The organism is Laceyella tengchongensis (genome assembly GCF_900182735.1).
In the GTDB taxonomy this organism is placed as follows: domain Bacteria; phylum Bacillota; class Bacilli; order Thermoactinomycetales; family Thermoactinomycetaceae; genus Laceyella; species Laceyella tengchongensis.
Window position 1 is genome coordinate 556,468 of record NZ_FXTU01000002.1, and the last position, 25,520, is coordinate 581,987.

The 25,520-nt window shown below is 50.5% G+C and carries 29 protein-coding genes; 7 read left to right on the forward strand and 22 right to left on the reverse strand.

What is annotated here, in order from left to right:
- The first annotated feature begins 47 nt into the window (after positions 1-47).
- Together mgtE and QQZ12_RS06365 are read left to right on the forward strand one after the other, a co-directional pair.
- Entirely contained in the window at positions 48-1,406 is a 1,359-nt protein-coding gene (gene mgtE / locus QQZ12_RS06360) for a magnesium transporter (RefSeq protein ID WP_189318874.1), read from the forward strand.
- 33 nt (positions 1,407-1,439) lie between these two features.
- On the forward strand, positions 1,440-2,756 hold the full coding sequence (locus tag QQZ12_RS06365) for a hemolysin family protein (RefSeq protein WP_284724164.1): 1,317 nt from the start codon (positions 1,440-1,442) through the stop codon (positions 2,754-2,756).
- Here the strand turns inward: QQZ12_RS06365 and QQZ12_RS06370 are convergent.
- From QQZ12_RS06370 to QQZ12_RS06405, 8 genes are all read right to left on the reverse strand, one after another.
- A complete protein-coding gene (locus QQZ12_RS06370; RefSeq protein ID WP_102993126.1) occupies positions 2,753-3,799 on the reverse strand; it encodes a S8 family peptidase in 1,047 nt (348 codons plus the stop codon). The genes QQZ12_RS06365 and QQZ12_RS06370 overlap by 4 nt on opposite strands.
- A gap of 75 nt (positions 3,800-3,874) precedes the next feature.
- Entirely contained in the window at positions 3,875-4,060 is a 186-nt protein-coding gene (locus tag QQZ12_RS06375) for a type II toxin-antitoxin system antitoxin (RefSeq protein WP_284724123.1), read from the reverse strand.
- On the reverse strand, positions 4,057-4,914 hold the full coding sequence (locus QQZ12_RS06380) for an SPFH domain-containing protein (protein ID WP_189318875.1): 858 nt from the start codon (positions 4,912-4,914) through the stop codon (positions 4,057-4,059). Before QQZ12_RS06380 ends, QQZ12_RS06375 begins: the two co-directional genes overlap by 4 nt.
- 113 nt (positions 4,915-5,027) lie before the next feature.
- Positions 5,028-5,678, reverse strand: a complete 651-nt coding sequence (locus tag QQZ12_RS06385; RefSeq protein ID WP_189318876.1) for an SGNH/GDSL hydrolase family protein — start codon at positions 5,676-5,678, stop codon at positions 5,028-5,030.
- Entirely contained in the window at positions 5,662-6,705 is a 1,044-nt protein-coding gene (gene spoVAD / locus QQZ12_RS06390; protein ID WP_102993128.1) for a stage V sporulation protein AD, read from the reverse strand. Before spoVAD ends, QQZ12_RS06385 begins: the two co-directional genes overlap by 17 nt.
- 225 nt (positions 6,706-6,930) lie before the next feature.
- On the reverse strand, positions 6,931-7,278 hold the full coding sequence (locus tag QQZ12_RS06395; RefSeq protein ID WP_284724124.1) for a cupin domain-containing protein: 348 nt from the start codon (positions 7,276-7,278) through the stop codon (positions 6,931-6,933).
- Between the two features lie 215 nt (positions 7,279-7,493).
- The gene (locus QQZ12_RS06400; protein ID WP_321195584.1) at positions 7,494-7,943 is read right to left on the reverse strand and encodes a CBS domain-containing protein; all 450 of its coding nucleotides are present in this window, start codon (positions 7,941-7,943) and stop codon (positions 7,494-7,496) included.
- 58 nt (positions 7,944-8,001) lie between these two features.
- The gene (locus tag QQZ12_RS06405) at positions 8,002-9,165 is read right to left on the reverse strand and encodes a M20 metallopeptidase family protein (protein ID WP_284724125.1); all 1,164 of its coding nucleotides are present in this window, start codon (positions 9,163-9,165) and stop codon (positions 8,002-8,004) included.
- A 185-nt stretch (positions 9,166-9,350) separates the two neighbouring features.
- Here QQZ12_RS06405 and QQZ12_RS06410 point away from each other — a divergent pair, with 185 nt between their 5' ends.
- Positions 9,351-9,695 (forward strand): YugN family protein, encoded by a 345-nt coding sequence (locus QQZ12_RS06410; RefSeq protein WP_102993131.1) that lies wholly within the window; start codon positions 9,351-9,353, stop codon positions 9,693-9,695.
- 53 nt (positions 9,696-9,748) lie between these two features.
- Here QQZ12_RS06410 and QQZ12_RS06415 read toward each other — a convergent pair whose 3' ends face one another.
- A complete protein-coding gene (locus QQZ12_RS06415; protein ID WP_284724126.1) occupies positions 9,749-10,120 on the reverse strand; it encodes an Asp23/Gls24 family envelope stress response protein in 372 nt (123 codons plus the stop codon).
- A gap of 122 nt (positions 10,121-10,242) precedes the next feature.
- Positions 10,243-11,061, reverse strand: a complete 819-nt coding sequence (locus QQZ12_RS06420; protein WP_022736844.1) for an NYN domain-containing protein — start codon at positions 11,059-11,061, stop codon at positions 10,243-10,245.
- Positions 11,062-11,288: 227 nt separating this feature from the next.
- Here QQZ12_RS06420 and cax point away from each other — a divergent pair, with 227 nt between their 5' ends.
- Positions 11,289-12,350, forward strand: coding sequence for a calcium/proton exchanger (cax, locus tag QQZ12_RS06425; protein WP_102993133.1), 1,062 nt, complete (start codon positions 11,289-11,291; stop codon positions 12,348-12,350).
- 101 nt (positions 12,351-12,451) lie between these two features.
- Here cax and QQZ12_RS06430 read toward each other — a convergent pair whose 3' ends face one another.
- Positions 12,452-12,733 carry an Fpa/YlaN family protein gene (locus QQZ12_RS06430; RefSeq protein ID WP_022736846.1) on the reverse strand — a complete coding sequence of 94 codons (282 nt, stop codon included), beginning with the start codon at positions 12,731-12,733 and terminating at the stop codon, positions 12,452-12,454.
- 306 nt (positions 12,734-13,039) lie between these two features.
- On the opposite strand from QQZ12_RS06430, the gene QQZ12_RS06435 reads away from it, so the two are divergent.
- Positions 13,040-13,405, forward strand: a complete 366-nt coding sequence (locus tag QQZ12_RS06435) for a hypothetical protein (RefSeq protein WP_102993134.1) — start codon at positions 13,040-13,042, stop codon at positions 13,403-13,405.
- Positions 13,406-13,458: 53 nt separating this feature from the next.
- Here the strand turns inward: QQZ12_RS06435 and hfq are convergent, their stop codons facing one another.
- The 6 genes from hfq to QQZ12_RS06465 form a co-directional block, all read right to left on the reverse strand.
- A complete protein-coding gene (hfq, locus tag QQZ12_RS06440; protein WP_223247966.1) occupies positions 13,459-13,701 on the reverse strand; it encodes an RNA chaperone Hfq in 243 nt (80 codons plus the stop codon).
- A 191-nt stretch (positions 13,702-13,892) separates the two neighbouring features.
- Positions 13,893-14,372: a PaaI family thioesterase gene (locus tag QQZ12_RS06445; RefSeq protein WP_022736849.1), complete on the reverse strand. Its 480-nt coding sequence runs from the start codon at positions 14,370-14,372 to the stop codon at positions 13,893-13,895.
- A 240-nt stretch (positions 14,373-14,612) separates the two neighbouring features.
- Positions 14,613-17,072 carry a DNRLRE domain-containing protein gene (locus QQZ12_RS06450; protein ID WP_284724127.1) on the reverse strand — a complete coding sequence of 820 codons (2,460 nt, stop codon included), beginning with the start codon at positions 17,070-17,072 and terminating at the stop codon, positions 14,613-14,615.
- A 199-nt stretch (positions 17,073-17,271) separates the two neighbouring features.
- Positions 17,272-18,318 carry a M42 family metallopeptidase gene (locus QQZ12_RS06455; RefSeq protein WP_102993137.1) on the reverse strand — a complete coding sequence of 349 codons (1,047 nt, stop codon included), beginning with the start codon at positions 18,316-18,318 and terminating at the stop codon, positions 17,272-17,274.
- 79 nt (positions 18,319-18,397) lie between these two features.
- Positions 18,398-18,880: a PTS sugar transporter subunit IIA gene (locus QQZ12_RS06460; protein WP_102993138.1), complete on the reverse strand. Its 483-nt coding sequence runs from the start codon at positions 18,878-18,880 to the stop codon at positions 18,398-18,400.
- A 22-nt stretch (positions 18,881-18,902) separates the two neighbouring features.
- Complete coding sequence (locus tag QQZ12_RS06465; protein ID WP_102993139.1) at positions 18,903-20,033, reverse strand: aminopeptidase; 1,131 nt, start codon at positions 20,031-20,033, stop codon at positions 18,903-18,905.
- A gap of 149 nt (positions 20,034-20,182) precedes the next feature.
- On the opposite strand from QQZ12_RS06465, the gene QQZ12_RS06470 reads away from it, so the two are divergent.
- Entirely contained in the window at positions 20,183-20,683 is a 501-nt protein-coding gene (locus QQZ12_RS06470; RefSeq protein WP_102993140.1) for a GAF domain-containing protein, read from the forward strand.
- Between the two features lie 26 nt (positions 20,684-20,709).
- On the opposite strand, the gene QQZ12_RS06475 is transcribed toward QQZ12_RS06470, so the two are convergent.
- From QQZ12_RS06475 to QQZ12_RS06485, 3 genes are all read right to left on the reverse strand, one after another.
- Positions 20,710-21,267: a hypothetical protein gene (locus QQZ12_RS06475; RefSeq protein WP_102993141.1), complete on the reverse strand. Its 558-nt coding sequence runs from the start codon at positions 21,265-21,267 to the stop codon at positions 20,710-20,712.
- 106 nt (positions 21,268-21,373) lie between these two features.
- Complete coding sequence (locus QQZ12_RS06480) at positions 21,374-21,808, reverse strand: NUDIX hydrolase (protein ID WP_284724128.1); 435 nt, start codon at positions 21,806-21,808, stop codon at positions 21,374-21,376.
- Positions 21,809-21,820: 12 nt separating this feature from the next.
- Positions 21,821-22,297 (reverse strand): PaaI family thioesterase, encoded by a 477-nt coding sequence (locus tag QQZ12_RS06485; RefSeq protein WP_022736857.1) that lies wholly within the window; start codon positions 22,295-22,297, stop codon positions 21,821-21,823.
- A gap of 368 nt (positions 22,298-22,665) precedes the next feature.
- Between QQZ12_RS06485 and QQZ12_RS06490 the strand changes: the two genes are divergently transcribed.
- Positions 22,666-23,574, forward strand: a complete 909-nt coding sequence (locus tag QQZ12_RS06490; protein ID WP_102993143.1) for a diacylglycerol/lipid kinase family protein — start codon at positions 22,666-22,668, stop codon at positions 23,572-23,574.
- On the opposite strand, the gene QQZ12_RS06495 is transcribed toward QQZ12_RS06490, so the two are convergent.
- Both QQZ12_RS06495 and holB read right to left on the reverse strand, forming a co-directional pair.
- On the reverse strand, positions 23,556-24,158 hold the full coding sequence (locus QQZ12_RS06495; RefSeq protein WP_284724129.1) for a histidine phosphatase family protein: 603 nt from the start codon (positions 24,156-24,158) through the stop codon (positions 23,556-23,558). The genes QQZ12_RS06490 and QQZ12_RS06495 overlap by 19 nt on opposite strands.
- Positions 24,159-24,343: 185 nt before the next feature.
- Positions 24,344-25,354 (reverse strand): DNA polymerase III subunit delta', encoded by a 1,011-nt coding sequence (holB, locus tag QQZ12_RS06500; RefSeq protein ID WP_284724130.1) that lies wholly within the window; start codon positions 25,352-25,354, stop codon positions 24,344-24,346.
- Positions 25,355-25,520: the final 166 nt, after the last annotated feature.

The window sequence follows — 25,520 nt, forward strand, 5'->3', positions numbered from 1 at the left end:
GCCGAATCAAGCTTGTCTTATGTCAAACGGAGAAGGAGCGCAGGTCAATGAACAAGGGAGCCCAGGAATCGGAACGCCTGCTCAACCATCTGCGGCGCAAAGACAAAGCCGCTTTCCGTCTGCTGGTGGAGGAAATGCAACCCTACGACCTTGAACAGTTCTTTCTCCGCCTCAACGAATTTGAACGGCGCCGTTTCTTGTACTTATTGGAAACCGAAGAAGTAGCCACGCTGTTGGAAGAATGCGATCTCCATACGCAACGCCACATCATCAACAGCCTTGGAAAACACCAAATCGCCGACGTTTTGGCACTGATGTCGCGGGATGACGTGGTTGATCTGTTGGGAAGCATGGAAAGCGCAGAGCGAACAAACTTGCTCACGCAAATGGAACACCGTGAAGCGGCCAAGGTTCGCGCTTTGCTCGATTATCCGGAGGACAGTGCGGGCGGGTTGATGACAGACGAATTCGTCAGCATCCATCCCAAAGCGAGTGTACAAGATGCAGTCAGCTTGTTGCGCCGCAAAGCAGAGGAGTCGGAAACGATTTATTATCTTTATGTCCAGCAAGCAGATGGAACGCTGGTGGGGGTTTTATCGCTGAGGGAATTGATTTTAGCTGAGCCAGACCAGTCCATTGAAGAAATCATGGTGGAACGGGTGATATCTGTTCCGGTGAACATGGATCAAGAAGAAGTGGCCCGCATTATGAGCCGCTATCATTTCTTGGCTCTACCAGTAATTGACCCGGCCCGGCGGTTGCTCGGCATCGTGACGGTCGACGACATCATCGACGTGCTGATTCAAGAAGCGGAGGAGGATATCCAGCACCTGTCGGGATTAACTTCCGGCTTGGATGAACAAGCCGTCTCCTCTTGGCGTTCGGCGCAAAAACGAATTCCATGGCTGATGCTGTTGTTGGCCATCGGCTTGGCAACCGCCAATTTAATCAATCTATTTCAGCCGACAATCGCCGCGGTACCAGCGCTTACCGCTTTCATGCCGATGGTAGCGGGCATGACCGGCAATGCCGCCACGCAATCTTTGGCCTTGATAATCCAACGACTCCCTCACGAACGGACTGGTGTTTCGTTCGTGGCAAAAATGTTAAAGCAAGAAGGGTTAGCGGGGTTGCTCGTAAGCATGGTTTGCAGTTTTCTGTTCGTTCTTTTGGTTGCATTAGCCTTTCATCAACCTCGTCTGGGCCTGGTCATCGGCGGTGCGATGTTTGCCACCCTGTTATTGGGCACCTTAATCGGGACGTTGATCCCGTTGTTGCTCAACCGTATGAACATTGATCCCACGGCTGCTTCCGGGCCAGTGATCACCACGTTAAACGATATCTTGTCTCTGTTGATCTACTTTGGCTTGGCCACGCTATTCATCGATCAACTTACACATCCGTAAGGGGGTGAATCTTCCTTGGCTACCGATATTCTAATGTTTTTGTCTCAAATGGCGATGATCCTATTTTTGGTTTTGCTAAACGGATTTTTTGTGGCATCCGAGTTTGCCATTGTCAAAGTGAGATACACCCGGATCGCACAATTGAGCGAAGAAGGGCATCACCGTGCGAAAACGGCGCAAAAAATATTGGCTAATCTGGATGCCTATCTATCCGCAACCCAATTGGGAATCACATTGGCTTCACTCGGCTTGGGTTGGATTGGTGAGCCTTACTTGGCCCGTTTGCTCACTCCCGCGCTTGCATGGCTGGGAATGTCCAAACCGCTCATCCATGTGGTTTCCTTTGTGCTCGCCTTTTCCATCATCACTTTCCTACATATCGTCCTTGGGGAGATGGCACCGAAGTCATTGGCGATTCGCCGGGCAGAAGCCACTGCCTTGTGGACGGCCAAGCCGTTGCACTGGTTTTTCGTCATTTTCAAACCGACCATCTGGCTCTTAAACGGTGCGGCCAACCTTATATTGAAATGGATTGGCGTAGAATTGGTGCCCGATCAGCAACAAGCTCACACAGAAGAAGAAATTCGGATGTTAGTGGAGCAAAGCCATAAAAGCGGAATAATCGACCAAACCGAGCTGTCCTTGTTTGACAATATTTTTGATTTCACCAACCGAATCGCCAGGGAAGTGATGGTTCCCCGTGTGAACATGGTTTGCCTGTATCGAGATCGCTCTTTGGAAGAAAACCTGGACATCATCCAGAAAAGCCCCTTCACCCGTTATCCCCTGTGTCACAAAGACAAAGACGACATCCTGGGTATTATTCACATTCGCGATGTGTACAACGATATCGTCAACCAGAAGGTGCCGGTGTTAACTGAGGTAGCGCGTCCACCCGTTTACGTCCCAGAAGGGATGGAAATCAAAGATGTCTTGCGCACCCTGCAAAAACATCACACTGAACTCGCCATCATCATTGATGAATTCGGCGGAACGGCGGGTCTGATCACGATTGAAGATATTGTTGAGGAGATTGTCGGGGAGATTCAAGACGAATTTGACAACGAACGGCCCTTTTTTCAACAAAAAGGGGACGAAACGTCGATTTCCGCCCAACTGTTGATCGAAGAAGTAAATGAACATTTTCACATCGCCATCGAAGATGAGGACAATGATACAATCGGCGGATGGTTTTTTTCCCAGTTGCAGGAAATACCCAAGACCGGCTCCGCGATTGAAGCCCACGGACACCGCTTTTCCGTGCAGGAAATGGAAGGCAGGCGCGTGACCCGCATCTTGGTCAAACCCCTACCGCCCGCAGCCGAACCAACCGCGTCGCCGGAAGACTAGATTTGTGCCAATCCTCTGCCGGTATAAGGGTCCACGCCGCGCGGAGGCAAATCGATCGCTCGGGCATACAGCAAATTTTTGAGCGCCGTCGCTGGCACGCGCGGATACGCCGCCCGATACACCGCCAGTACACCAGTCACATGAGCTGCTGCCATGGAAGTGCCACTCAGTACGGCATACCGTTGGTTGGCGTACGTGCTTAAAATCTGCGAACCCGGCGCGGCGATATCCACCTTGCCCGTGGCTGAATAAGAGGCTCTCCGATTGGCTCTCGTCAACGCCGCAACCGAGATCACAGGCGGGATGCGGGCAGGAATCTCGACCGTGTCCCCGCTGCCAGATGGGTTGCCTGCGTTGCCAGCGGCAGCTACGACTAAAATGTCGCGGTTGGTCGCCGCTTGAATTACTTGCGTCAATGCGGGCGGAATGATCATGCCACCGCTGATGCTGATATTGAGAATGTGCATGCCATTGTCAATCGCCCATTCAATCCCCTTGATCAGATTGTTAATCGTGCCGCTTCCGTTGCGATCCAACACTTTCACCGCATACAGGGATACCTTTGGCGCGATGCCCACCACACCAAATTGATTGTTCAGCGCGCCGATCACCCCAGCGATATGCGTGCCATGCCCATTGTCATCCTGCGGATAGCGATTGGGTTCGACAATATTGATCCCCCCTTTGATATTGCCCGCCAAATCGGGGTGCAACAAGTCGATCCCGGTATCCAATATCGCCACCCGCACCCCTTCCCCCTGATTGGGGCGTCCATTTCCGATGACACGGGTGATGTTCCAAGGGGAGATCTGGCGGGATGCCGCACGCCGTTGGTTGGATATCCGCGCTTTCGCCAACACCCGTTCTACCTTGAAATATGGCAGGGTCAGGCTCGTTTGCGCCACCAAGGGCCGGGGGCGTCGCGTTTTTTTGGAGGAGGAAGCGTTCAGCCTCTCTTGGCAGCTGACCGTTTCCATCGCGTCTTCCGCTGGCTCAGCCGTCAAATCGGCGAGGTCCACTCTCTGCCAATAATTCGCTAACATAATATCACCCCTTTATCCTAGTTATGAATAAAGGGGTGATTTTGCTTGGATTCTACTCCAAAGAACCGTTGATTTTCAGTTTTCATCCTGCCCATTTTCCGTCCGCTTTTTAGGCGCCCTACCTGCTTTACGCACTGCTTCCTTCAGCAAAAACTCAATTTGCCCGTTGACACTACGGAATTCATCGGCTGCCCATTTCTCAAGTGAGCCATAGAGTTGCTGATCGATCCGAAGGAGAAAGCGTTTTTTGCTTGCACTCATGAATACAGCGAACCGGTGTTGATCACCGGAGTCGTTTCTCCTTCAGAAACCAAAGCCACCAACAGGTTATTGACCATTGCCGCTTTTCTCTCTTCGTCCAACTCCACTACTCCTTGCTGTTCCAACTCTTGCAAAGCCATCTTAACCATACCCATCGCCCCTTCGACAATTTGCTTGCGGGCGGCGACTACCGCTTGCGCTTGCTGGCGCCGCAACATCGCCTGAGCGATCTCTGGCGCATACGCCAAGTGGCTGATTCGAGCTTCCAACACTTCCACACCAGCAATTTCCAAGCGTTCTTGCAATTCCTCGCGCAATGTTTCTACTACGTCTTCCGGCGCCCCCCGCAATGATGGATTGCCTTCTTCATGACTGTCATAAGGATACCGGCTAGCCAGCGTCCGAATCGCCGTTTCACTCTGCACATCGACAAACACGCTGAAGTTCTCCACATCAAACACAGCTTTGGCCGTATCCACTACACGCCACACGATCACGGCGCCGATGACAATCGGATTCCCATCCGCATCGTTCACTTTAATCTTGTCGCTGTGGAAATTGCGCACCCGCAGAGAAAGCTTTTTGCGGCCCACCAGCGGATTAGTCCAGTAAAACCCATCATTTCGAATCGTCCCCACATAACGGCCGAAAAACGTTAACACATGGGCTTCATTCGGCTGGATTAAACCAAACCCGTTGGCGCAAATGAGCACCACTGCGATGCAGGTAATGCCCAGGGCCAAATTTTCCATCCCAAAGATCAAAATGAGGCCTGCCCCCAATAAAATTAATTCAATGAGCAGAAAGAGAAATCCGTTCATTTGGAACGCTTTTTTTTCTCTGATATTATTCACGCGTCAACAACTCCTTTTTTTCAGAAATTTAATATTGTTATATTCATATGATATCACATTGATAACAAAAAGACATCCCCCCAAATTGATTTTTGGCAAGGATGCTTTTTGTTTCACACCGGGGCGTGGACCGTTCCGGATTCCCCAGCCACTGATTGGATAGCCAATTTGGCTAATTCGTCATGTCCTACTTGATTGGGATGCACTTCATCGAAAAAATAATCGTGCCGATGCAAGAAGACATCGTAGGGGTTGAAAAATTGACAACCCACTTCCTCACAAATTTTGGCATAGGAGCGGTTCATCATCTGCACAATCGCCGCGCTGGTTTGAAATCCCCATTCATAGGCGGGAGGAGGCAGATAAAATCCCATCAAGCTAATTCTCGATGCCGGGTTATTCATGGCGATGATGGATAAGATGGATTTCACGCGATGGATGATTTGCCTCGATGTATTCAACAAATCTCGTAACCCGAAATGACCGCGCTCATATAGCTCGATAAAGTCACACCCGCCGGTGGTTACCGAAATATGGGTCATTTTAGGAAATAGCTTGTGCATGCCGGGGCTGTTAACCAAACTCAACAATTCCTCCGACGTCATTCCCGATACACCCCAATTTCGCATATGGCACCGATCTGAATGCTTGATATGCTGGAAGAATTGGGACACGAAACTCTTAGTTGGGCTTTCCGCCCCAATTCCTTCCGTTAATGAATCTCCCAATGCCAAGTAAGAAACAGGCTTAATACCTTCCCGCATCTGTTTGTTCTCCCCCCTTTTCATTCTCGAACACCACCGCATGGGCAATGCATGGGATCGATTCCCCCTGCTGGTAAGAGATTGGACTTAAGAGCGCGCCTGTGGCCACCACCAGTATCCGCTGGTATTTGCCGACACACATTTCATGTAGCAAATGCCCATAAGTGACAACCGCGCTGCTGGCACACCCGCTTCCGCCGGCAAAAGTGTCCTGTTCCGAGGTATAGATCATCAATCCGCAATCTTGGAAACGCTCCCCCATAACATAGCCGGCTTTCTCCAGCAGTTCGCGGGCGATGGGCAAACCGACGGAGGCTAGATCTCCAGTGACGATCAGGTCATAATCTTTGGGTGAGCGTCCCGTGTCCTGAAAATGCTTTTGGATCGTGTCCGCCGCCGCAGGGGCCATGGCCGATCCCATATCAAACGGATCTTTAATCCCCATATCCTGCACACTGCCGATCGTGGCATGGGTGATCCGCGGGCCTTGGTGAACCAAGCCCACCACACAAGCTCCCGCACCCGTCACTGTCCACTGCGCCGTATCAGGCTTTTGCCCCCCGTATTCTGTGGGATATCGATATTGTTTCTCGGCGGTGCAATTGTGGCTGCTGACCGCCGCTACCGCATACTTAGCAAAACCTGCATCCACCAATGCCGCCGCTAATGTCAGGGACAACATAGAAGTAGAGCAGGCGCCGTACACTCCCATAAACGGTATTTGGTTCGTCTTGGCCGTAAAGGAGGAGGAGATGTTTTGATTCAACAAATCCCCAGCCAAGAACACATCGATTTCTCGCTCTGTAAGCCCGGCTTTATGTATGGCGATGGTCACCGCATCTTCCATCATGGTGCGCTCCGCTTTTTCCCACGTGTCCTGCCCCGCGTACAAATCGGGGTAAATCCGGTCGTAACTATCTTTGAGCTTCCCTTCCCCTTCCATAGGGCCCACCGTGGCCGCACTGGACAAGACATGAACATGATTTGCGAATTTCCAAGTGCATTGCCCGATTTTGTTACTCGCCATGGTTCTCTTCCCCTTATTTGGTAATCAAGTCGAATGTCATGCGGGTCATTCAAAAGATCAAGGCGATCCCCGTCCCCATCACCTTTATCGCAAACGCGCTGGCTAAGAACGCATTTCCTTTGAGGCCATCGTTTCCCATTCCCTCGTCCTCTTTTTTATCGTGCAGTTTTCCATTTGTCTTTATGCACAAAAAAAGGACACCCTGTCTAGAGTGTCCCTTTGTTTTTATGCGGTTGTTTCCGCTTGTGAAAAATGGTGCGCGCTATCCACTTTTTTGGCTGAACACACCAGCAGATTGCATCCTTCCTCTGTTTCCAGCGTTTGGGTGTGATTGAACGGGGTGAAAAAATAATCGCCTTCATTCAATTCAAACTGGCCGATTTTCACCCGTCCATTGACCACGTAGATTTGTTCGCCCCCGTGATGTCCATGCATGGGGAAACGGCTCCCCGGCTCCATTTTTAGCACCAAGCTGTATTCGTCCGCCTCTTTGCGCAAGTACGACATTGAAACGCCAGAGCCAACTTGAATATAATCGCGTTCATTGCGCCGGATTAAGTAGATTCTGTTCACTTGAAAAACCCCCAACTTTCCTTTTTTGCTCCTCTAGTTCTTTACAACCATCAAGCTGGGTTGGCCGCCGTTCACAAGCGTCTTCCTGCTGGTTCGCGCTTGCGAACCGCAACGTTCCATCTTTACCCAATCTAATAACCCTTTTCTGCACTGTTCAAACCATTTATGTCACTAAAAACGAAAAAAGGCCACCAGCCGGAGCCGGTAGCCTGCTATCATGATTGGAGATCATTTGATGCATGCGGGTTATGCGTCTCCGAAATCTCGCTGAGAGCCTGGCTCGCTTCATCCTGGTAGGGTTGGTTGACGGCCAGGTCACCCAGAGAAACGACGCCGACCACCTGATTGTTTTCAACAACCGGAAGACGACGCACTTGTGCTTCCGCCATGATCCGGGACGCCTCATCCACTGTCATATCCGGTGTGCCGCTGACAATGTGGGTGGACATGATGTCTCTGACCGAACGAGAGTTGGGCATTTTGTTGGCGATTCCGCGTGTCACCAAGTCTCTGTCAGTCACAATGCCCAGCAACCGGCCGTTTTCCACGACAGGAACCATGCCGATGTTCTGTTCCCTCATCTTGCTAGCAACACTGTAGACGTTTTCTTGCGGATTGACCGCCGTCACATTGGTGGACATGATATCGCGCAATTTGTGCATCATGGATCCCCTCCCTGCCCTTTATCATTGCCCGATTCTCTTTAGCCATACTTGGCATCTTTTAACGCCCGAGGCGCTCCGCGATCAAGCGGACAAACAGCTCCGTGCCCACTTTCAAGGCTTCTTCATCAATATCAAACCGGGGATGGTGATGCGGGGCGGTGATCCCTTTGTCGGGGTTTCCTGCTCCCACAAAACAGAACGCTCCAGGAATCTGTTCCAAGTAATAGGCGAAATCTTCCCCGCCCATGATCGGCTTCATCTCTTGAACTGTTCCCACCTGGCGAGCGACTTCAATCAACTGCTGCGTCTCTTTTTCATGATTGATGAGCGGGGGATATCCCCAACCATACTGAAACCGATAATCGGCTCCAAACATGTGGCAGGTATGTCGAACCACTTCTTCCACGCGCTTGGCCAGTGCTTCGCGGACGCCTTTGTTGAAACTGCGCACCGTCCCCTTCATCCGGCACCGCTCGGCGATGACATTAAACGCGTTCCCACCTTCAATCGCCCCGACGGAGATGACCCCCGAATCCAATGGGTCTACTTGCCGCGAAATGATGGTTTGTAAATGGGTGATCACGTGCGCGGCGATTACTACCGCATCCGTCGCTTCATGCGGCAAGCCGCCATGCCCGCCCTTGCCGATGATTTCCACTTCAAACGAATCAGCCGCCGCCATGAGCTCGCCGCTACAAAGGCTGATCGTTCCGACGGGGTGCGGCGTCCACAAGTGAATGCCGAAAATGGCATCCACTCCCTCCAACACCCCCGCTTCGATCATTTGCCTAGCACCGCCCGGCAACAGCTCCTCGGCATGCTGGAACAAAAACAATACATTCCCCGCCAATCTATCCCGCATTTCGGTCAACAAGCGGGCCGCTCCCATCAGCATCGTCATGTGCCCGTCATGCCCACAGGCATGCATCACCCCAGTCACTTGCGAGCGATAAGAGGCCGTTTTCTCGTCCTGGATGGGCAACGCATCCATATCGGCTCTAAGCGCGATGGTGGGACCAGGCGCGGCACCCTGCAACAATCCGGTCACCCCATAACCGCCCCAACCCGTTTTTACTTCCAGTCCACACGACTCCATGAAGTCGATCAACTTGCGCTGCGTCTGTTGTTCCTGAAACGAAAGCTCGGGATGCTGGTGAAAATCCCTACGCCACTCAACCATTTGCGGGAACAGGTCAGCCACCCGCTTTTTTAATCCTTCCATTTTCCCGTCCCTTCCTTCTCCATGGAAATGGTTGGTTCTACCTCTCGCCAATACGCTTATCCCACGCTTCTTTTCGCCAGTTGTCGGACTTCTGTCACGCGTGTTGCAGTTGCGCGATCTGGAAGTTCATACTATCATTAATAAGGACTTACTATGGTGCCAGTCAAAGGAGGCGCACATTTCCCATGATATTTCAAGAGATCAAAACCAAAGGTATTCGAAAAGAGTTTCGTGAACTGGAAAAATTGATGAAACAACTTCAATTTATCCGCTGGACCTGGGATTTTGAAAAAGTGACCTATGAAATAAAATACACAGTGGACGGCGTGGACTATTACTTGCGCCTGCGGGGAACAGTCGTCAACAACTACATGTTGGAAAACCCCAAAGCGTTGGTAGAGTTGGATCATCCTTCGTTTGTTCGCCACTTTTTCCCACACGGTCTGGATCACAACGCAGAGGTCCCGGCCGCGTTGAAAGAAGAAGTGGACGTAAAATTGGCTGAATTGGAAAAAGCGCTTACGGCGTGACCTACCTTCCGTTCAGACGCACAAAAAGAGGGCGGAACCCATTCCCCCTCTTCTCACTTCTCCGTTTGCGAACCCCGCTTTTCCCTTGTCCAATCCACCCCATCCACCCGCACGTTGACCCGTGTCACTTCCAGCCCCGTCATGTTCTCGACGGCCTGCTTGACATCGCGTTGCAGTCGGTGGCAAACCTCGTTGATCCTGCATCCGTATTGCACGATCACCCGCAGGTCGATAGAGGCTTGGGTGTCCTGGACAACCACCTGCACCCCGCGCATGTTCCCTTTGCCGCTGACGCGTTTTTTAATCCCTTCCGTCATGCCACTGGACATGCTGCTGATCCCCTGTGTTTGCGCGGCCGCAAGTCCGGCGATAACCGCAACCACGCCATCGGTGATCCGTATGGAACCTCCATTGGATTCAACCATGTGAAGCCTCCTTTTCGTGAAGCGCTCCAAAGCATCCCCACCTGTAGTGTAACATGAAATAGCTTGCCGCGGCCTGCTTTCCTGCTGTACGGGAAAAAAAGCCCCGCCTGCTTTTTTGCTTGTCAACTCACTTTGTAACCAGCGATTTTGACCATCAACTGCACTTGCGGGTGTGACAAATTCACTTTATAGCCATAATACGTTTTATCATCCATTTCGATCTCCACTGGGACAATGTACTTGCCCTTGAGCAACTTGGTGAACAGCTCGTTGGCTTCCAAATCAGTCACATGAAACTTCCTCATGAAATCATTCTTGATCCACGTGCTTCCGTAACTTTTGCCAATGTTGTTCGGATCGTGGTACCATTCATAGATTTGAACCACAGCATTGTGAATCAGCCGATCCACCCGGGATAGCGTCTGGAATTCCCGAATATTCAAAAATTCGAATAAATTGTGGGTATTATCACAAAACTCATGTAATTGCGCTGATCTGGACAAACTTTCGTCATATAAACAAAAAAGTTCCACCCGCTTCCCTTTGGACCACAGCCGATCGAGTAGCGGAATCATGTCCTGATCCGCACTGACAATGACAAACGTGTGGATTTCCGGGATTTGGTGAAGCACTTCCATCGCATCCAAACATAGCTGGATGTCCGCCGCGTTTTTGCGCTCTTTGCCGTCCCGCCCGTTTCCGTATACCTGATGCACATGAACGCGCTTTTTCTGCAAGCTCATCATCGATATCTCCAGTTGTTCAAAGTCGGCATACGCTTCAACCATCCGGATCGCTTCCCGGCCGTAATACTCCTGCAATCTCAGGAAAAGGTTGTGCGTTTCATCGGGATGATCGGGATCCATATGATATTTTTTTAAACCGTAATAGACATTTTCCAAATCAATAAATATCGCCGTATCCTTAACCTTTGCGCTCATCGTCCCCCCCCTTTCCCATCAATCAAGCATGTTGAACTATTTCGATCTTTCCGAGTGTTTTCCTGCCAAAACAGCCCAAAATCGTCTCAAACGTTCTTTGATCGAATTTGACATTTTTCCGCTAATTCGTATGCTAGATTGGGTGTAGTATTTATCATTCATTCTCTATTCTTGTCGAGGGACGAACAAATAGGTCGATCAACCAATATACTAAAGGGGTGAATACCTTGAACAAAAAATGGTTTTATCCAATTTTGATCTTATCCACTCTCATCAGTACCGTTGTTCATTTTACCGTTCACAACCAACCATTGCAATTCGCGACAGCCTGTTTGTCCCTTTTATTCTGGGCAGCCATGCTTGGAAAAGCGACCGAAAACGTGGCCCACTACGCTGGTGAGCGGTTGGGCGGCCTGCTCAATGCGACATTCGGCAATGCCGCAGAACTGATTATCGCCATCTTCCTGGTCAAAGAAGGATTCTTTGACATGGTGAAAGCGAGCGTAACCGGGTCCATCATCGGGAACTTGCTCTTGGTGCTTGGACTTAGCTTGTTTGCCGGCGGTTTGAAATTCAAAACGCAGCAATTCAATCCCATACTGGCCGGCCACAACGCATCTTTGATGATGCTTTCCGTCATCGCCCTGTTTGTGCCCGCGGTGTTTCTGCAACAATTGCCCTCGGCCAAGATCAACAATGTGAGCTTAATCATTTCCGGTGCCCTCATCCTGGGTTACTTCTTGTGGCTGTATTTCTCTCTGGTTACCCATAAAGAAGAGTTGGGTGAAAAAATTGACGGCATGCCGGATCATGTCGAGGGGGAAGAGCCGGAATGGAGCAAAGGAGTCTCCATCTTGCTACTCGTCGTGTCCACCGCATTTGTTGCCTTGCAGAGTGAATGGCTCGTACATAGCGTAGAAGCCGTAGCCCAAGCGCTGGGCTGGTCTGAATTGTTTGTCGGCGCCTTTTTGATCGCCATCATCGGCAACGCCGCCGAACACAGCGCGGCTATCTTCTTGGCCCTGAAAAACCGCATCGGGGCGGCTGTGGAGATCGCTATTGGTAGTAGCTTGCAAATCTCCTTGTTCGTGGCACCCATGTTGGTGTTTATCAGCTGGCTGTTCGGCAATCCCATGAACATCATTTTCAGCACATACGAAATCGCGGCCATCGCCGTGTCCGCCTTTATCGCCAGCTCCATCTCTCGCGATGGATCGACCAACTGGTATGAAGGGGTTCTGCTGTTGATCGTATATACGATTTTGGGCACCGTTTTTTTCGTGGTGTAATGAGCAAACGGACTTCCAACAGGGAAGTCCGTTTTTTTCTGACCGATTTGTTTTAGCACAAAAAAAGACTCCGCGATTGGAGTCATACGTTCACACTCCCATCAAGACGGGAGAATTTTGGAATATAAATCTGCTAACTTCCGTTCCAGATCATGAATAATCTGTTGACCTTGGTCGCGAGTGATGAGCCCAGCTCGAACGGCAAAGTCGATTTCGCGTGACAAACCGAACATCTGTGTGTCTAACACTTCTTCATAAAGAGGACATTTCGGTAACATCAGGTTTTGCAATTGCACCGAAATCAGCTGAGCGATTTTTTCCGCATCCTCTTGCAAGAGTTGTAAGGCTTTTAGATTTAAATCGGTCTGTGTTGGCGTGGTCAAAGTAACCCCCCCCCAGCGACCGTTCTGATCGGTCTATAAGTAACGGCCCATACTTTACACTAAACACAGTGTATCATGATCAACATTTCTTTGCAAAAAAAACAGAACATGCGAGAAACCGCACGCCGCAAGCACCAACCACTTTTCCAATAATTTCACCCGCCGCTCGCGCATCTCCTTTCTGACGCGTGAGTCGGTGGACATCTGCTATAATGAGGTAACTGAAGCTGTTATCGTGAGTTAAAGTAGAAACAGCTTCAACCTTACCGACAAATTACGTGATTTTTCAAAGGAGCATCGCATATCATGAGTCCGATCATCCTTATCACCGGCAATGTCGCATTTCGCATCAATCTTGACCCCTCCATTTGGATCTTGGATGACCGCCGCTTTCCACTGGAAGACCGCATTGCAGGGACGGAAGGATTAGCAATGGAATTGGGTCCCTATCTGGACAAGGCTGAACCGGATGCGTCAGTGACCAAAGTCATCTGCCACCGTGAACAAAAAGAGGCGGTCACCCTGACGCTAGATCAGGCGCGCACCGCCATCCTCTGTTTTGCCAAGGACGGTCGCCCGATTCGCGAGGGAGGGCCGGCCTTGCTCTATCTCGCTGATGGGAGCAACAAAGAGCAACCAATCGATTACATCAGGGAACTAGAATTGGTGTAACAAGCAAGGAGACATCCGCTTCCTCTCCAGTGGGAGCAGATGTCTCCTTCCGCTTATTCATCCGCTCGGTTATCGGGTTGTTTTGTATCAATGTCAACATAACGCATGGGTTGGATCGAAGAAATGGCATGTTTAAAAATGAGTTGCTGCCGACCTTTGTCATCGATAAGAAGAACGATGAACGGGTCAAAAGCGGCAATATACCCCCGAATGGTCACTCCGGTGGCCATGAAAACGGTGACCAAGATGCGTTCCTTCCGCATTTGATCCAGTAAACGATCTTGGATGTTCAACATACCATGCGCTCTTCCTTTCATAAAGAGTTAAACCGACCGGCGCGTTGCCCTGGGGTCTCCTCTACATGAGAACAGCGGCAGGGCGCCGCAAAAATAAAATAAAAATTTTGAATTTATATTCCATTTACCACAAACCCCGCTTTCCCAAACATGGCTGAGAGACATCCCTCATCGGAATGTCTCTAGTATCCCTATTTTCTAATCATGTAAAACGTCCCTGTCGTGAATGCGATCAATTTGTTTTTTTCATTGGTGATCTCACAGGTGGCCGTGGCCAAAGTAGAACCCATATGTACCAATCGCGCGCGAGAGATCAGCTCTTTGCCCAATCCCTGTTTTAAATAATTCACTTTCAACTCCACGGTGACGGCACCTTTATACCCTTCCGGCAACCGCTGATTGATCAGCGAACCAATCGTCGAATCGGCCAGTGTCGCCGTAATCCCCCCATGCACAATTCCGGCCCTGTTCAGGGTGAAGGGTGTCACCGGGACGCGAAATTCATACACATCGTCTTCCACAAACCGGCCTTTCAACCCCATAAACCCTGATATATACGCGCTGTTCCGCTCCCGCTTCTGTTTGATAGCCTGCACAGCTAGCGCCAATAGTTGCTTTTCTTCATCTGTCCCATTCTGCAAGATCTGTTGCAATTCTCCATCCAAATTCATGGCTCACCGTTTCCTTTCCCCTACTACTTTTTCTAGGGTGTGTCTGGGAGTCACTGGCTTTTTCACCAGACACGCTCTAGGCTAATCATTCTTATTTTAAACAATATCCCCCACCCAATAAAGAAAAGCTTGACAAGCCGAAGATGGGGCTGAAGCAAAGCAAAACCCACCTTCGCTTTTTAGCAAAGGTGGGTATGTAACTCGGCTCCTACCATATCGTCTGGCTTGGACAGAACAGGTTTACCATAACTTTTGGAAAAACCGCTCCAATTGCCCTGCCGGTTCGACCCGCTGGGTGATGCTGACTGGAAATGTGGTCATCGTCTGCAAAGGCTTCCCACGGTACAACACTTGCGCTTCGCCGACAATCGCCCCTGCTTTGAGCGGAGCTTTTAATCCAGTGAAGAAGCGGACTTTGATCTCATACTGATCTCGCTCCCCCCTGTGAATCGGCAAGCGAATGTCGTACTTGCTGACGACCGGGACATATTGCCCGTCCCCATTTGGAACCCGTAACTTCGCTCCTTGGATCACTTCGCCGCGTTTTAACAAAGTGGCTGTTTCAAATTGATTAAATCCATAATCAAATAGCTTCTTCGTCTCCAAGAAACGGCCATCTTCAGAGCTAGCGCCCATGACAACCGTGATCAGTCGGCGCCCTTCTTGTTGCGCGGTTCCGGTGAAGCAATAGCCAGCGGCTTGAGTAGAACCGGTCTTCAAGCCGTCAACGCCAGGGTAGTAATGGTCAAAGCCTGGTAGCATGCGGTTCCAGTTGACCACTTTCTTTTGCCGTTCCGTCCCCGGGCGGAACGTATATTGGGAAACGGAAATCATCTGCGTAAATTCGGGGTGCTCTTGCAATAATGTTCTCGCCAGGACCGCAGCATCCCGCGCAGACATCACATGCTCCCCATCCACTTGCGGAGGATCAGGGTAATCGGTCATCTCCAACCCCGTCGCATTGCGAAAATGCGTGTTTCTAAGCCCCAAAGCCTTTGCTGTCTCATTCATCCGATGCACAAATTGCGTTTCGCTTCCCGACACCCGCTCGGCCAAAGCCGCAGTAGCGTCATTCGCCGAATATACAGCCATGCCCATGAACAAGTCTTTTACACTCATCAACTCGCCGGCTTCCAGATCGATCTGAGCTTCATTAATTCCCGCCGCCCGCGGGCTAACTTGCACCATTTCATCCCAAGTCAACTTGTTGTTGCGGATTTCCTCTAGCACAATGTACTCGGTCATCATTTTGGTCATGCTTGCTGGTGGGAGAGGTTGATCCATCTGTCTTCCGAAAAGGGGCAATCCTGTCTGATAATCCATCAGGATATAAGATTTGGCCTCCATTTTCGGCTCGGCGATCGGGACGTTTGGATCTACCTGATAGGTGATCAACAGCTTCGGTCTTTTGGTGATATCATCCACATAATCGCTGGAGCGGAAAGACTTGCGGTCATTGCTTTCCGTATGATGGCGCAAAGAAATACCGTAGTTGGGGGTTCCGCTGTACCAGTTTTTGCTCAGCTCTGTCAAATCCCAAGCGTATTCCCCCGCACCGGCCACATTTGTTTGGGTCACCGCGGCTCCCACGGTCGGCTGATTCTGCCAGGTGAGCCCACCACTGGTCCACTCCGATGTGACCGGATGCACATCCACCTGCTCTTCTTGCGCAGTGGCGTATTGGTGCAAAAACAATTTAGCGTCCTTGATCTTTGCCCCTGTGGGAAGCGCGGGCAAATCAAATTTGAGATAAGTACGTGCAACGCCATAATCCGCGTGGGTACCCGTAATCACATAAGGAAACAATCGATAATTTTGGGTGGGGTTTTTGCTGGAGACGAGGTTGTCATACGTCTGTTTCACCCCTTGCAGACCCACTGTCGGGTCAATCACCACCGGATAAACCCGTTTCGGGTCTCTCAACCACTTGTCATCCGCTTTGATATCGAGATAAGTGACGCCATTTTGCTGACGCAAGGCAAATTTCACCTTATGGGAAGAAGCGTCTTGCTGATCGTACATAAAAGGGGCGGGAACTTCAAAGACGGATTGTCCCTTCGCGTTGATAAACTGGATAGACCCGTCTTTTTGCAACTTTGGTTTGGCGTGTTTGGCTTTCAGTGCCATAGTAAAAACGGATCGGCCTGTGTACTTATGCAACACCCATTCTTCTTTGACGCCCGTAACTCCAACTTTGTAGACCAGATCCGTCCCTTCATACACATTGGGATAGCGAATGCCATGATCCAATTGTTTAACCGCTACCCGCTTGCCATCGATCAATCCGAAATCAACCTTCACTGGGCCTTGTTCAAACCGGATCAGCGAAGGAGAAGTGGATAGTCCGGCAAACGCAAAGCGGGTGGCATGTCCCAACTCGATATAAGTCATCCCTGCCCCCGCCGTATTGGCCTTCATTTTGGCTTTGCGTTGCTCCCGAATATCAATCCATGCGCCGTTCTTATTATAATGAACCGGCTCTAAGTACTGCTCCGTGACATAGGTTTTTCCGTCGTTTTTGATGTAGGTTTTTGACTTTTCCGTCCGGAGTTCGACCAATTCCTTCACTTTGCCCATCGGTTCAGGTTTGGTTTTGTTTTGCGCGAAAACGGACGGATTGGGCGATAGAAACAACATGGCCACCATCGCAGTCAGCAATGGAATAGACAGCCATTGGCGCCGCTTGGCAGGTCGTTTCAATTTCTTCACTCCTCTCTGGAACCCATGCCCCGTGTTGATGCATCCCTTTCTTGGGGTTTTAAGGGCTCAATTCATTATTCGGACCACCTTTGTATTTTTTTGCATCGGGCACCGCTTCCAACTGTTAAAAAATAAAAAAAAGCCTCAGTGCTGAGGCCCATTTCAATGATTTGCTTTTTCTCCACAACCGCCGCTCACATCAAAGCGAGGCGGATTGCAAGTAGTGGTACAAAAGCCGATAAGTGTGTTCCAACGCGTCTCGGTGGGTTCGCTCATAGGCATGGGAAGCGTCTACACCGGGGCCGATCAATGCGTGCATCACATCAAACCCTGCTCTGACAGCCGCGCTACCATCGGACGCATAATACGGATAAAGATCCACTTGATAATAAATTCCGTGCTCTTCCGCCAACCGGATCAATTTGCTTGTCAGTTCATAATGATAAGGGCCACTTCCATCTTTGGCACAAATAGAGACGCAAAATTCGTCCGTCGTCTGCCCTTCCCCGATGGCACCCATGTCGATCACCAGATATTCACGCACTTGAGCAGGGATATTGGAATTGGCGCCAAACCCAACTTCTTCAAAATTGCTAAAGAAAAAATGCGTTGTATGCGGCAATTTTATATTATTTTCTTTAATATCAGCCATTAATTCTATCAAAATGGCCGCACTTGCCTTATCATCCAAATGACGGGCTTTGATAAAGCCTGATTCTGTTTCTACCACTTGTGGATCAAATGCAACGTAATCACCTACACTGATTCCCAGCGCCTTAACATCATCCGCGTTGCTCACTTTGGCGTCTAGGCGCACTTCGATATGCTCATCCGACCGTTTCTGCTCTTCGGCGTCCGCATACACATGCACAGAGGTGTGGGTCGCCAAAATCGTTCCCGGCACCACCTGTCCCGACCGCGTTTTGACAAAGCAATAAGCCCCATCGACGGAAAACCAACCAAATCCGCCAATTTTGCTCAACCGCAACCGTCCGTTGGCCTTGATCTCTTTCACCATGGCCCCCAATGTGTCTACATGCACAGTGACCAAACGGTGGACATCGTCATCCTCCCCTTTCATGGTCACCATCAAACTGCCTTTGTTGTTTTTTTTGCACGGCAAACCCAAGGCATCCATGCGCTGTTCGATATATTGGATCGCCTCATGCGCGCACCCTGTGGGGCTTTGAATATTTAACAATTGAACCAACGTCTGGCGTGTCTCTTTCTCTCGAAAAAAGGCCATTAGGCACCCTCCCCGCAATCAGAATAAAGGCTTCCTTCGCCTTGCCCAATATCAGAAGGAAGCCCCATTCACGATTATTTTATTTCTTCGGTTCAAGGATGGCGGCCACCGTTTTTCCTGCTTCTACTTTTTCCTGCGCTTGGTCACGAATGGTCCAATCCGCGAGTTGCGGAAAAATGACCGGCGTAGTTAACGGCTTGCCTTTTTCCTTGATGTAATCCATATCGAACTCAAGCAACATCTGACCTGATTTGACTTTGTCGCCTTCCGACACATGGGCGACAAACCCTTCACCGTTTAATTCGACGGTATCAATTCCCACATGGATCAGCATTTCCACACCTGCGGCGGTTTTCAAACCGATGGCGTGTTTGGTTGGAAACAGATTGATCACTTCCCCGTCCGCCGGCGCGTACACTAGACCCGCATCCGGTTCCACGGCAAAACCGTCGCCCATCATTTTCTGAGAAAACACTTGATCTGGCACTTGCTCCAGCGGAATTTTCCGTCCTGAGAGCGGTGACAAAATCTCGGTTTCTTTCTTGCGCTTCCAAAAAAACATGCGTGCTAGTTCCTACCTTCTTTTAAAATGAATTGCTGTTTTTTAGGTTCTCCGGATTGAGCGGAATCAAGTCATCAACCACAAACAACCCATCTTTTCTGATCAACTCTCCGTCGAAGTAAATCTCCCCTCCGCCGTATTCGGGACGTTGGATGCAAACCAGATCCCAATGCACGGAGGAGCGATTGCCATTGTCAGCATCTTCATAAGCGTTACCCGGTGTGAAGTGGAAGCTACCATTGATCTTCTCATCAAACAGCGTATCTTTCATCGGGTGGTTGATATATGGATTGACCCCGATGCTGAATTCGCCGATGAAGCGGGCGCCTTCGTCCGTATCCAACACTTGGTTGATGCGCTCCGTATCGTTGGCTGTCGCTTTCACGATTTTGCCATTTTCAAATTCGAAACAGATGTTTTCGAAGGTGACGCCTTGGTACACGGACGGCGTGTTAAACGTGATCTTTCCATTGACCGAGTCCTTAACGGGTGCCGTGTACACTTCACCGTCAGGAATATTGCACTCCCCGGCACACTTGATCACGGGGATGTCTTTGATTGAGAATGTCAAATCTGTGCCAGGCCCGACGATCCGCACTTGATCCGCTTGCTCCATCCGTTTCACCAGTGGTTCCATTACTTCCGCCATGCGCTCGTAATCCACATTGCACACTTGGAAATAAAAGTCTTCAAATGCCTCCGTACTCATGTTAGCCAATTGTGCCATGGAAGAGTTCGGGTACCGCAACACAACCCACTTGGTGTTTTTGACCCGCTCGTTGCTATGTACTGGCTGTCTGAACATGCGCGCATACAGACTCATTTTGTCATCCGGCACATCGCTCGTCTCCGAAACGTTGTCGCTTCCGCGGATGCCGATGTAACAATCCATGTCTTTCATCTGGTTGAGTGCATGGCGCGCCCAGATTTCTTGGTGCTCCTCAGAGGTTCCGAGCAACAGCGCCCGCGTGATCTTCTCATCATGCAGTTGCACATACGGATAACCGCCAGCTTCATACACAGCGGCAATCAGCTCGCGCGCTAGTTCACGCTCTTTTCCGAAAACATCTATTAAAACGCGTTCCCCTTTTTGCACCTTGCACGAATGTTCAACCAGTATTTTGGCCAATTTGGAAATACGAGAATCCCGCATGACTTCATCCCCTTTTCATTTGTGAGTGATCATTGTACAATGACACGAGATCAAATGGTCAAGCCTAATTCCAGCACAATCGAACCCTCAATAATTTATTTTATCATGAATTTTCCTGATGACAAATGCCATAACTGGGAGGAATTGAATTGTTCACATTTGAAAAAGCGGCCGGAGACAAGCAAACCCGGTTGAACAGCATCGTGAACCAAGTGGCTCATCTGATTGATGGGGAAAGGGACTGGTTGGCCAATCTGTCCAATACAGCTTCCCACCTCTACCATACCCTCGGTGAGGTCAACTGGGTTGGTTTTTACCTCATGAAGGGAAACGAACTGGTCCTCGGACCGTTTCATGGCTTGCCGGCCTGCATTCGCATCCCAGTGGGGAAAGGCGTGTGCGGAACGGCCGTGCAAGAAGCGAAAACCCTGCTGGTAGAAGATGTACACGCCTTCCCAGGCCACATCGCCTGCGACGCCGCCACCCGCTCGGAAATGGTCATTCCTTTGAAAGTGGATGGTCGGATCATCGGCGTGCTGGATATTGACAGTCCGGTCACTAGCCGCTTCGACGACATCGACCGCGCGGCACTGGAGCAGGTAGCAGAGCTTTTGTGCCAAGGGTGTGACTGGAGCAGTTTATTAAAATAAAAAAGCCACGATTCGCGTGGCTTTTCTCACTTCATATTGTATCCCCATTGCATAGGGCGGAATTTTACTTTCCAGATTCCGGCCTTGTTCTTTACCATCTGGAACTGGCCCAGATTCTCCCCTTCTTCCGGAAATTCCAGATAGCCTGTTTTTTGATCCACTTCGATAAACTTAACTTCTTGCATCCGGGCGAAGAGCTTGCGCATCTTTTCAGCCATCTTAGGGCCTTCTTCTTGCATCATTTTCATATGCTCTTGCTTGCTCCATTCCCTTTGTTCCACATCGTCAACAAACAGTTCGTATTGCGTGTTGTAATCATGGGTTTCAATCGCATGGAAGTAGAGCTTGGCGACCATGATGGGGTCGGCTTCTTTGAGCACACGATCATCAAATTTCTTTTTAAAGGCGGCATACACCTTCAATTCGTCTGGACTTAATTGCATTAGGTTGCTCTCTTCGGCTAACGCGATTTTGTTCTCATTGCCCACGACCGTGCCTGTTCCAAGCTCTTCAGTTTCTTGGCAGCCCAGAAGGAGGGCGCTGGACAAACATATCGCGGCCAACACTTTCCAACCTTTTTTCAAGAAATACCCCTCCTAAATCCTCATCAGAAAAATAATAGCATGTTTTCGGGCTGAGAGCTTGTCATTACAGTGAACAAGAAAAAAACCTTCCTAGCGATGGAAGGTTTCATTCGCGCTCAATCCCGCGAAAATCGGTGTACACGCGGTAAGCGCGGCGGATCTCCTCTTTCATCCAATCGGGAAATTCTCCTTGATCCAAGTCGGCCAACGGCACCCAGTGGTAACTCTCATGCTCGGCGCTCAACCGCACTTGGCCCCACGGCTGGTCGCAGGCAAACTTGACGATGATCAAGTGCTTCTCCTCTTGAATCTCATCATAGATGTAAGCCGGTGCAATCACTTTTACTTGCAATCCCGTCTCTTCCATCACTTCTCTGGACAACGCGTCCATCAAAGGTTCGGAAGGCTCTAATCCGCCTCCCGGAAAATCCCACCCATGCGTCTCTTTCCTCGTCCGCTCTTCCTCAGACTTGCGTAAGATCAGCACATGGTCCCGATCGAAAATGATAGCTTTCGCAGCAATCTTATAAGGTTTATTCATGTTAGCCCCCACCTACTTCAAGCGAAAAAAGGTTGAGGAAGCTGTCGCGATTAACTTTTCCCGCTCGTCGGTTACTTTCGTCTCCATCACGATGATGGTTTTTCCCTTTTTGATGACGGACGTTTCCGCCGTCAGCCATCCCGTTTCGCCCGGCGCGAGGAAATGCACGTTCAAATCCAGCGTCACCGCTTTCGCCTGGCTCCCCTCGGCTTGGATGACGGTCGAACCCATCGCCGTGTCAATAAACGTCGCCGTCACGCCACCGTGCAACATGCTGAAGCGGTTGCGCAATTCATCGGTGATGCACATGCGGTGCAAGTAAACTCCTTTGTCTGCATCATAACCGAGCACTTGAAAATTCATCATCTCTTCGATATAGGCAAGCGGGCTGACACGAGTGCGTTTCAAAGCTTGCACCAATTTGTGGATCGTCTTCACTTCCGATGGGGTCAAGTCTTGCATCTCTTGATATAAGGTTTCCAATGTCATCGCGCTTTCCTACCTTGTCAACTGTTTTATGTCTTACTTTATATTAACGAATCAAAAAAGGGTTAGCAAGCAACCCCGACTCGTGCGTCGGGGCATCCGGCTAGCGCGTATCTGGTGAAAAGCCAGCGACTCCAAAACCGTTTTCCCATTCACTTCAAATTGATCTATCAGTCACTCCTAACGGAGCCTAAGGTTGCTGGCGAACGGATGGCGGAATCCCAGACGCTTGTGGTAATCTAACTTGGAATAAGCCGGCCCCTTCACGCTCATGCGTCTAGCCAGTGACTTCCACCCGTTGACCGAACCGTTTGATCCAGCCCAATCGCGGGGAAGATATAGCTAATTCCTAGACAGAGGTGAACAACATCATGAGATTTGACAAGACGTTGCTCCTCATCAACCCCCATGCCGGAAACAATGAATTCTCCCAACATATCGGCCGACTCTTCTCCAAGTTCCGCCATGCGTTGGGATCGATTGAAGTGGTCCACACCAACCACCCCGGTGATGGAGCCAGGGCCATCACCTCGCAGGCGGCGGACGTCGACCTCATTATCGCCGCTGGGGGAGACGGCACCGTACATGAATGCATCAATGCCTTAAGCCAGTTAGAAAGGCGCCCGGTGTTCGGCATCTTACCCGCGGGCACTTGTAATGATTTTTCGCGTACGCTCGGCATTCCCCAAACCATTGACGAGGCGGTGGAGACCTTGCTTAAAGGCAGGGTAGAAGCAATCGATGTCGGCAAGCATGACGACCGCTATTTTCTTAACTTCTGGGGTATCGGGCTGATCACGCAAGTGTCTGAACAGATCGACAGCGAAATAAAAAAGCAGTTTGGCCGCATCGCCTATTACTTGAGTGCCTTACACACGATCCAAGAGCAACGAAGCTTCCACGTGGAAGTAAACGGAGATGGGGTGCATTACAAAGGCGAAGCAGTAATGGTACTGGTGGGAAACGGTTCCTATGTCGGCGGAGTGGAAGCGTATTTCCCACACAGCCAAGTCAATGATGGGTTGTTGGACGTCTTGATCTTCAAAGAACTCTCGCTCTCCGCTGTCACTTCGCTCACCTATTCGCTGTTCACAACGGAAAAGCCGAGTGCCGAAGGGTTGATTTCGTTCAAGACTTCCCACCTCGAAGTCATCACGAAACCGAGCTTGAAGGTGGACTGCGACGGGGAGAAAAATACGTTCACCCCCACTCGCCTGCAAGTGTTACCAGGCCATCTGCGCATGTTGGTCGGGCCGGACTTCTATTCTGCTTCCAAGTGAGGGGTCTGGTTAAATGACCGCAATTTCCACCCATCCAATTCATGATGGGTCAGATGTGAAATGGCCGTATTATCTAGCCTGGTTTTCCCAAAGTCGATTTCTCCTTGAGTCAACACGCCTAACGCGGCGGTAATACACATGCCATGGGCCACAATCAGAATCCGTTCGCCGCGGTGCTTACGCACCAATTCTTCACACTTGCGTACAAACCGCTCCTGCACCGCTATGGTGGGTTCCACTCCGTACACGCCACCCGTCAGCCGCACCGTCTCCCAGTCAGTGTACTCCCGCAACACTTCTTCCACCGTGCGCCCTTCCCATTCTCCACCGTAGCGCTCGCGAAATTCGGAAAAACAAGTGACGGATATCCCCTGTTTGGCCGCGATGCACCTCGCGGTTTCATGAGCCCGCTCCAAATCACTGGAGTAAATGGCGGCAAACGGCTGATCGGCCAAGTAGGAGGCAACCCGTTCAGCTTGTTGCCGCCCCAGCTCGCTCAACGGCACATTCTGCTGCCCTTGATAGCGCTTCGTTTGGTTCCACTCGGTGACGCCATGGCGCACTAGAAATACATGGGTTTCCATCCTCGTCTTCCTCTCTGCTATATGATTTACCTTTCTCATAATATTATATATTGAACCTATTGATAAAAGTGCCCCGCGCCCGATTTTTCAGTCTACGGCTTCCCCCTCTCTGATCACGTGTTTTTGCCATCAGTCGCGCACGTCTGGCATAAAAAACCGGGCTCTTTCACAAAAGAGCCCAGTTCTCAAACCTTGGACAGCGAGATCAGTTGCCAACCGTTCTCCATGGTCAGCCGCCCTTCTTGAATCGACATGACCATCTGCTCGATAATGCTCTGGTTGCTGTATTGCGGTCGAATCATCAACCGACGGGCGATCATGACATTATCCATCGCCAACAACAATTTATCCTGCCCGTACCGGTCGGGAAAGCGCACCTCCCACTCCCGGAAAACACGCGCTCCATCTACCGTCACATGCATAAGTACATCGCGATACCAAAGGAGCAGGACATCGAGAAGCTGCTCCGCACGCCCTTGCTCCACTTCGGTTTGAAACCATTTTTCAGTCGGGGTCAACAGCGCGCTCATTTGCCCGGCCAAAATTTGGTTGCCCCAGTCAATGATCCGCCGGCACATCTCTTCAAACGCTTGCGGGTCAAATTCCCCCATATCCACTTTTCCTGGCAGGTTGGCCAACACACTCGCCACTTTAGCCGGCAGACCGTCCTCCGCCAGTTTCTGACGCTTTTGCTCCGGGGAAAGTTCGGGAAAGCGGATGCGTTGGCACCGGGATTGGATGGTGGGAAGCAAATCGGACAAATTCTCCGTAATCAACACCACCACCATGGGGAAGCTGGGTTCTTCAATGAATTTCAACAGGCTGTTGGCCGTTTCATCGCGCATCTTGTCTGCCTGTTCCAGCACGGCGACACGGGTGATGCCTTGGCGCGCGCTGTATTTGAACTTGGCTTGCAGCTCCCTCACCTGGGCGATTTTGATCACATTCCCGTCCGGCTGGATGGTCACCACATCGGGATGGTTTCCGTGGGCAATTTGCAGGCATGAGGGACAGCGGTCGCACGGGTCCCCCTTGCTCTCTTCACAATTGACGGCTTTCGCCAATTCCAACGCCAATTCCCTTTTGCCTGTCCCCGGCTTACCGTGAAAAATAAACGCGTGCGCCAGCTTGTTTTGCCGGATCGCGCGCTGGAAAAACTCCGCCAAACGGGGTTGCATCGCATTTTGGAAAGACATCTGACCAAGCCTCCGCTCGCACCATTTTGGTTTTATCATCACATGGGCGCGGGGAAAAAGCAAGGCGCGCGTAGGGCGTGTCTGGTGAATGGCTAAGCCAAAGCATCAGAGAAAATCATTCTTCTCTTCGGGCTGCTTTTTCTCATTTTTCACCTTTATCCCCCAG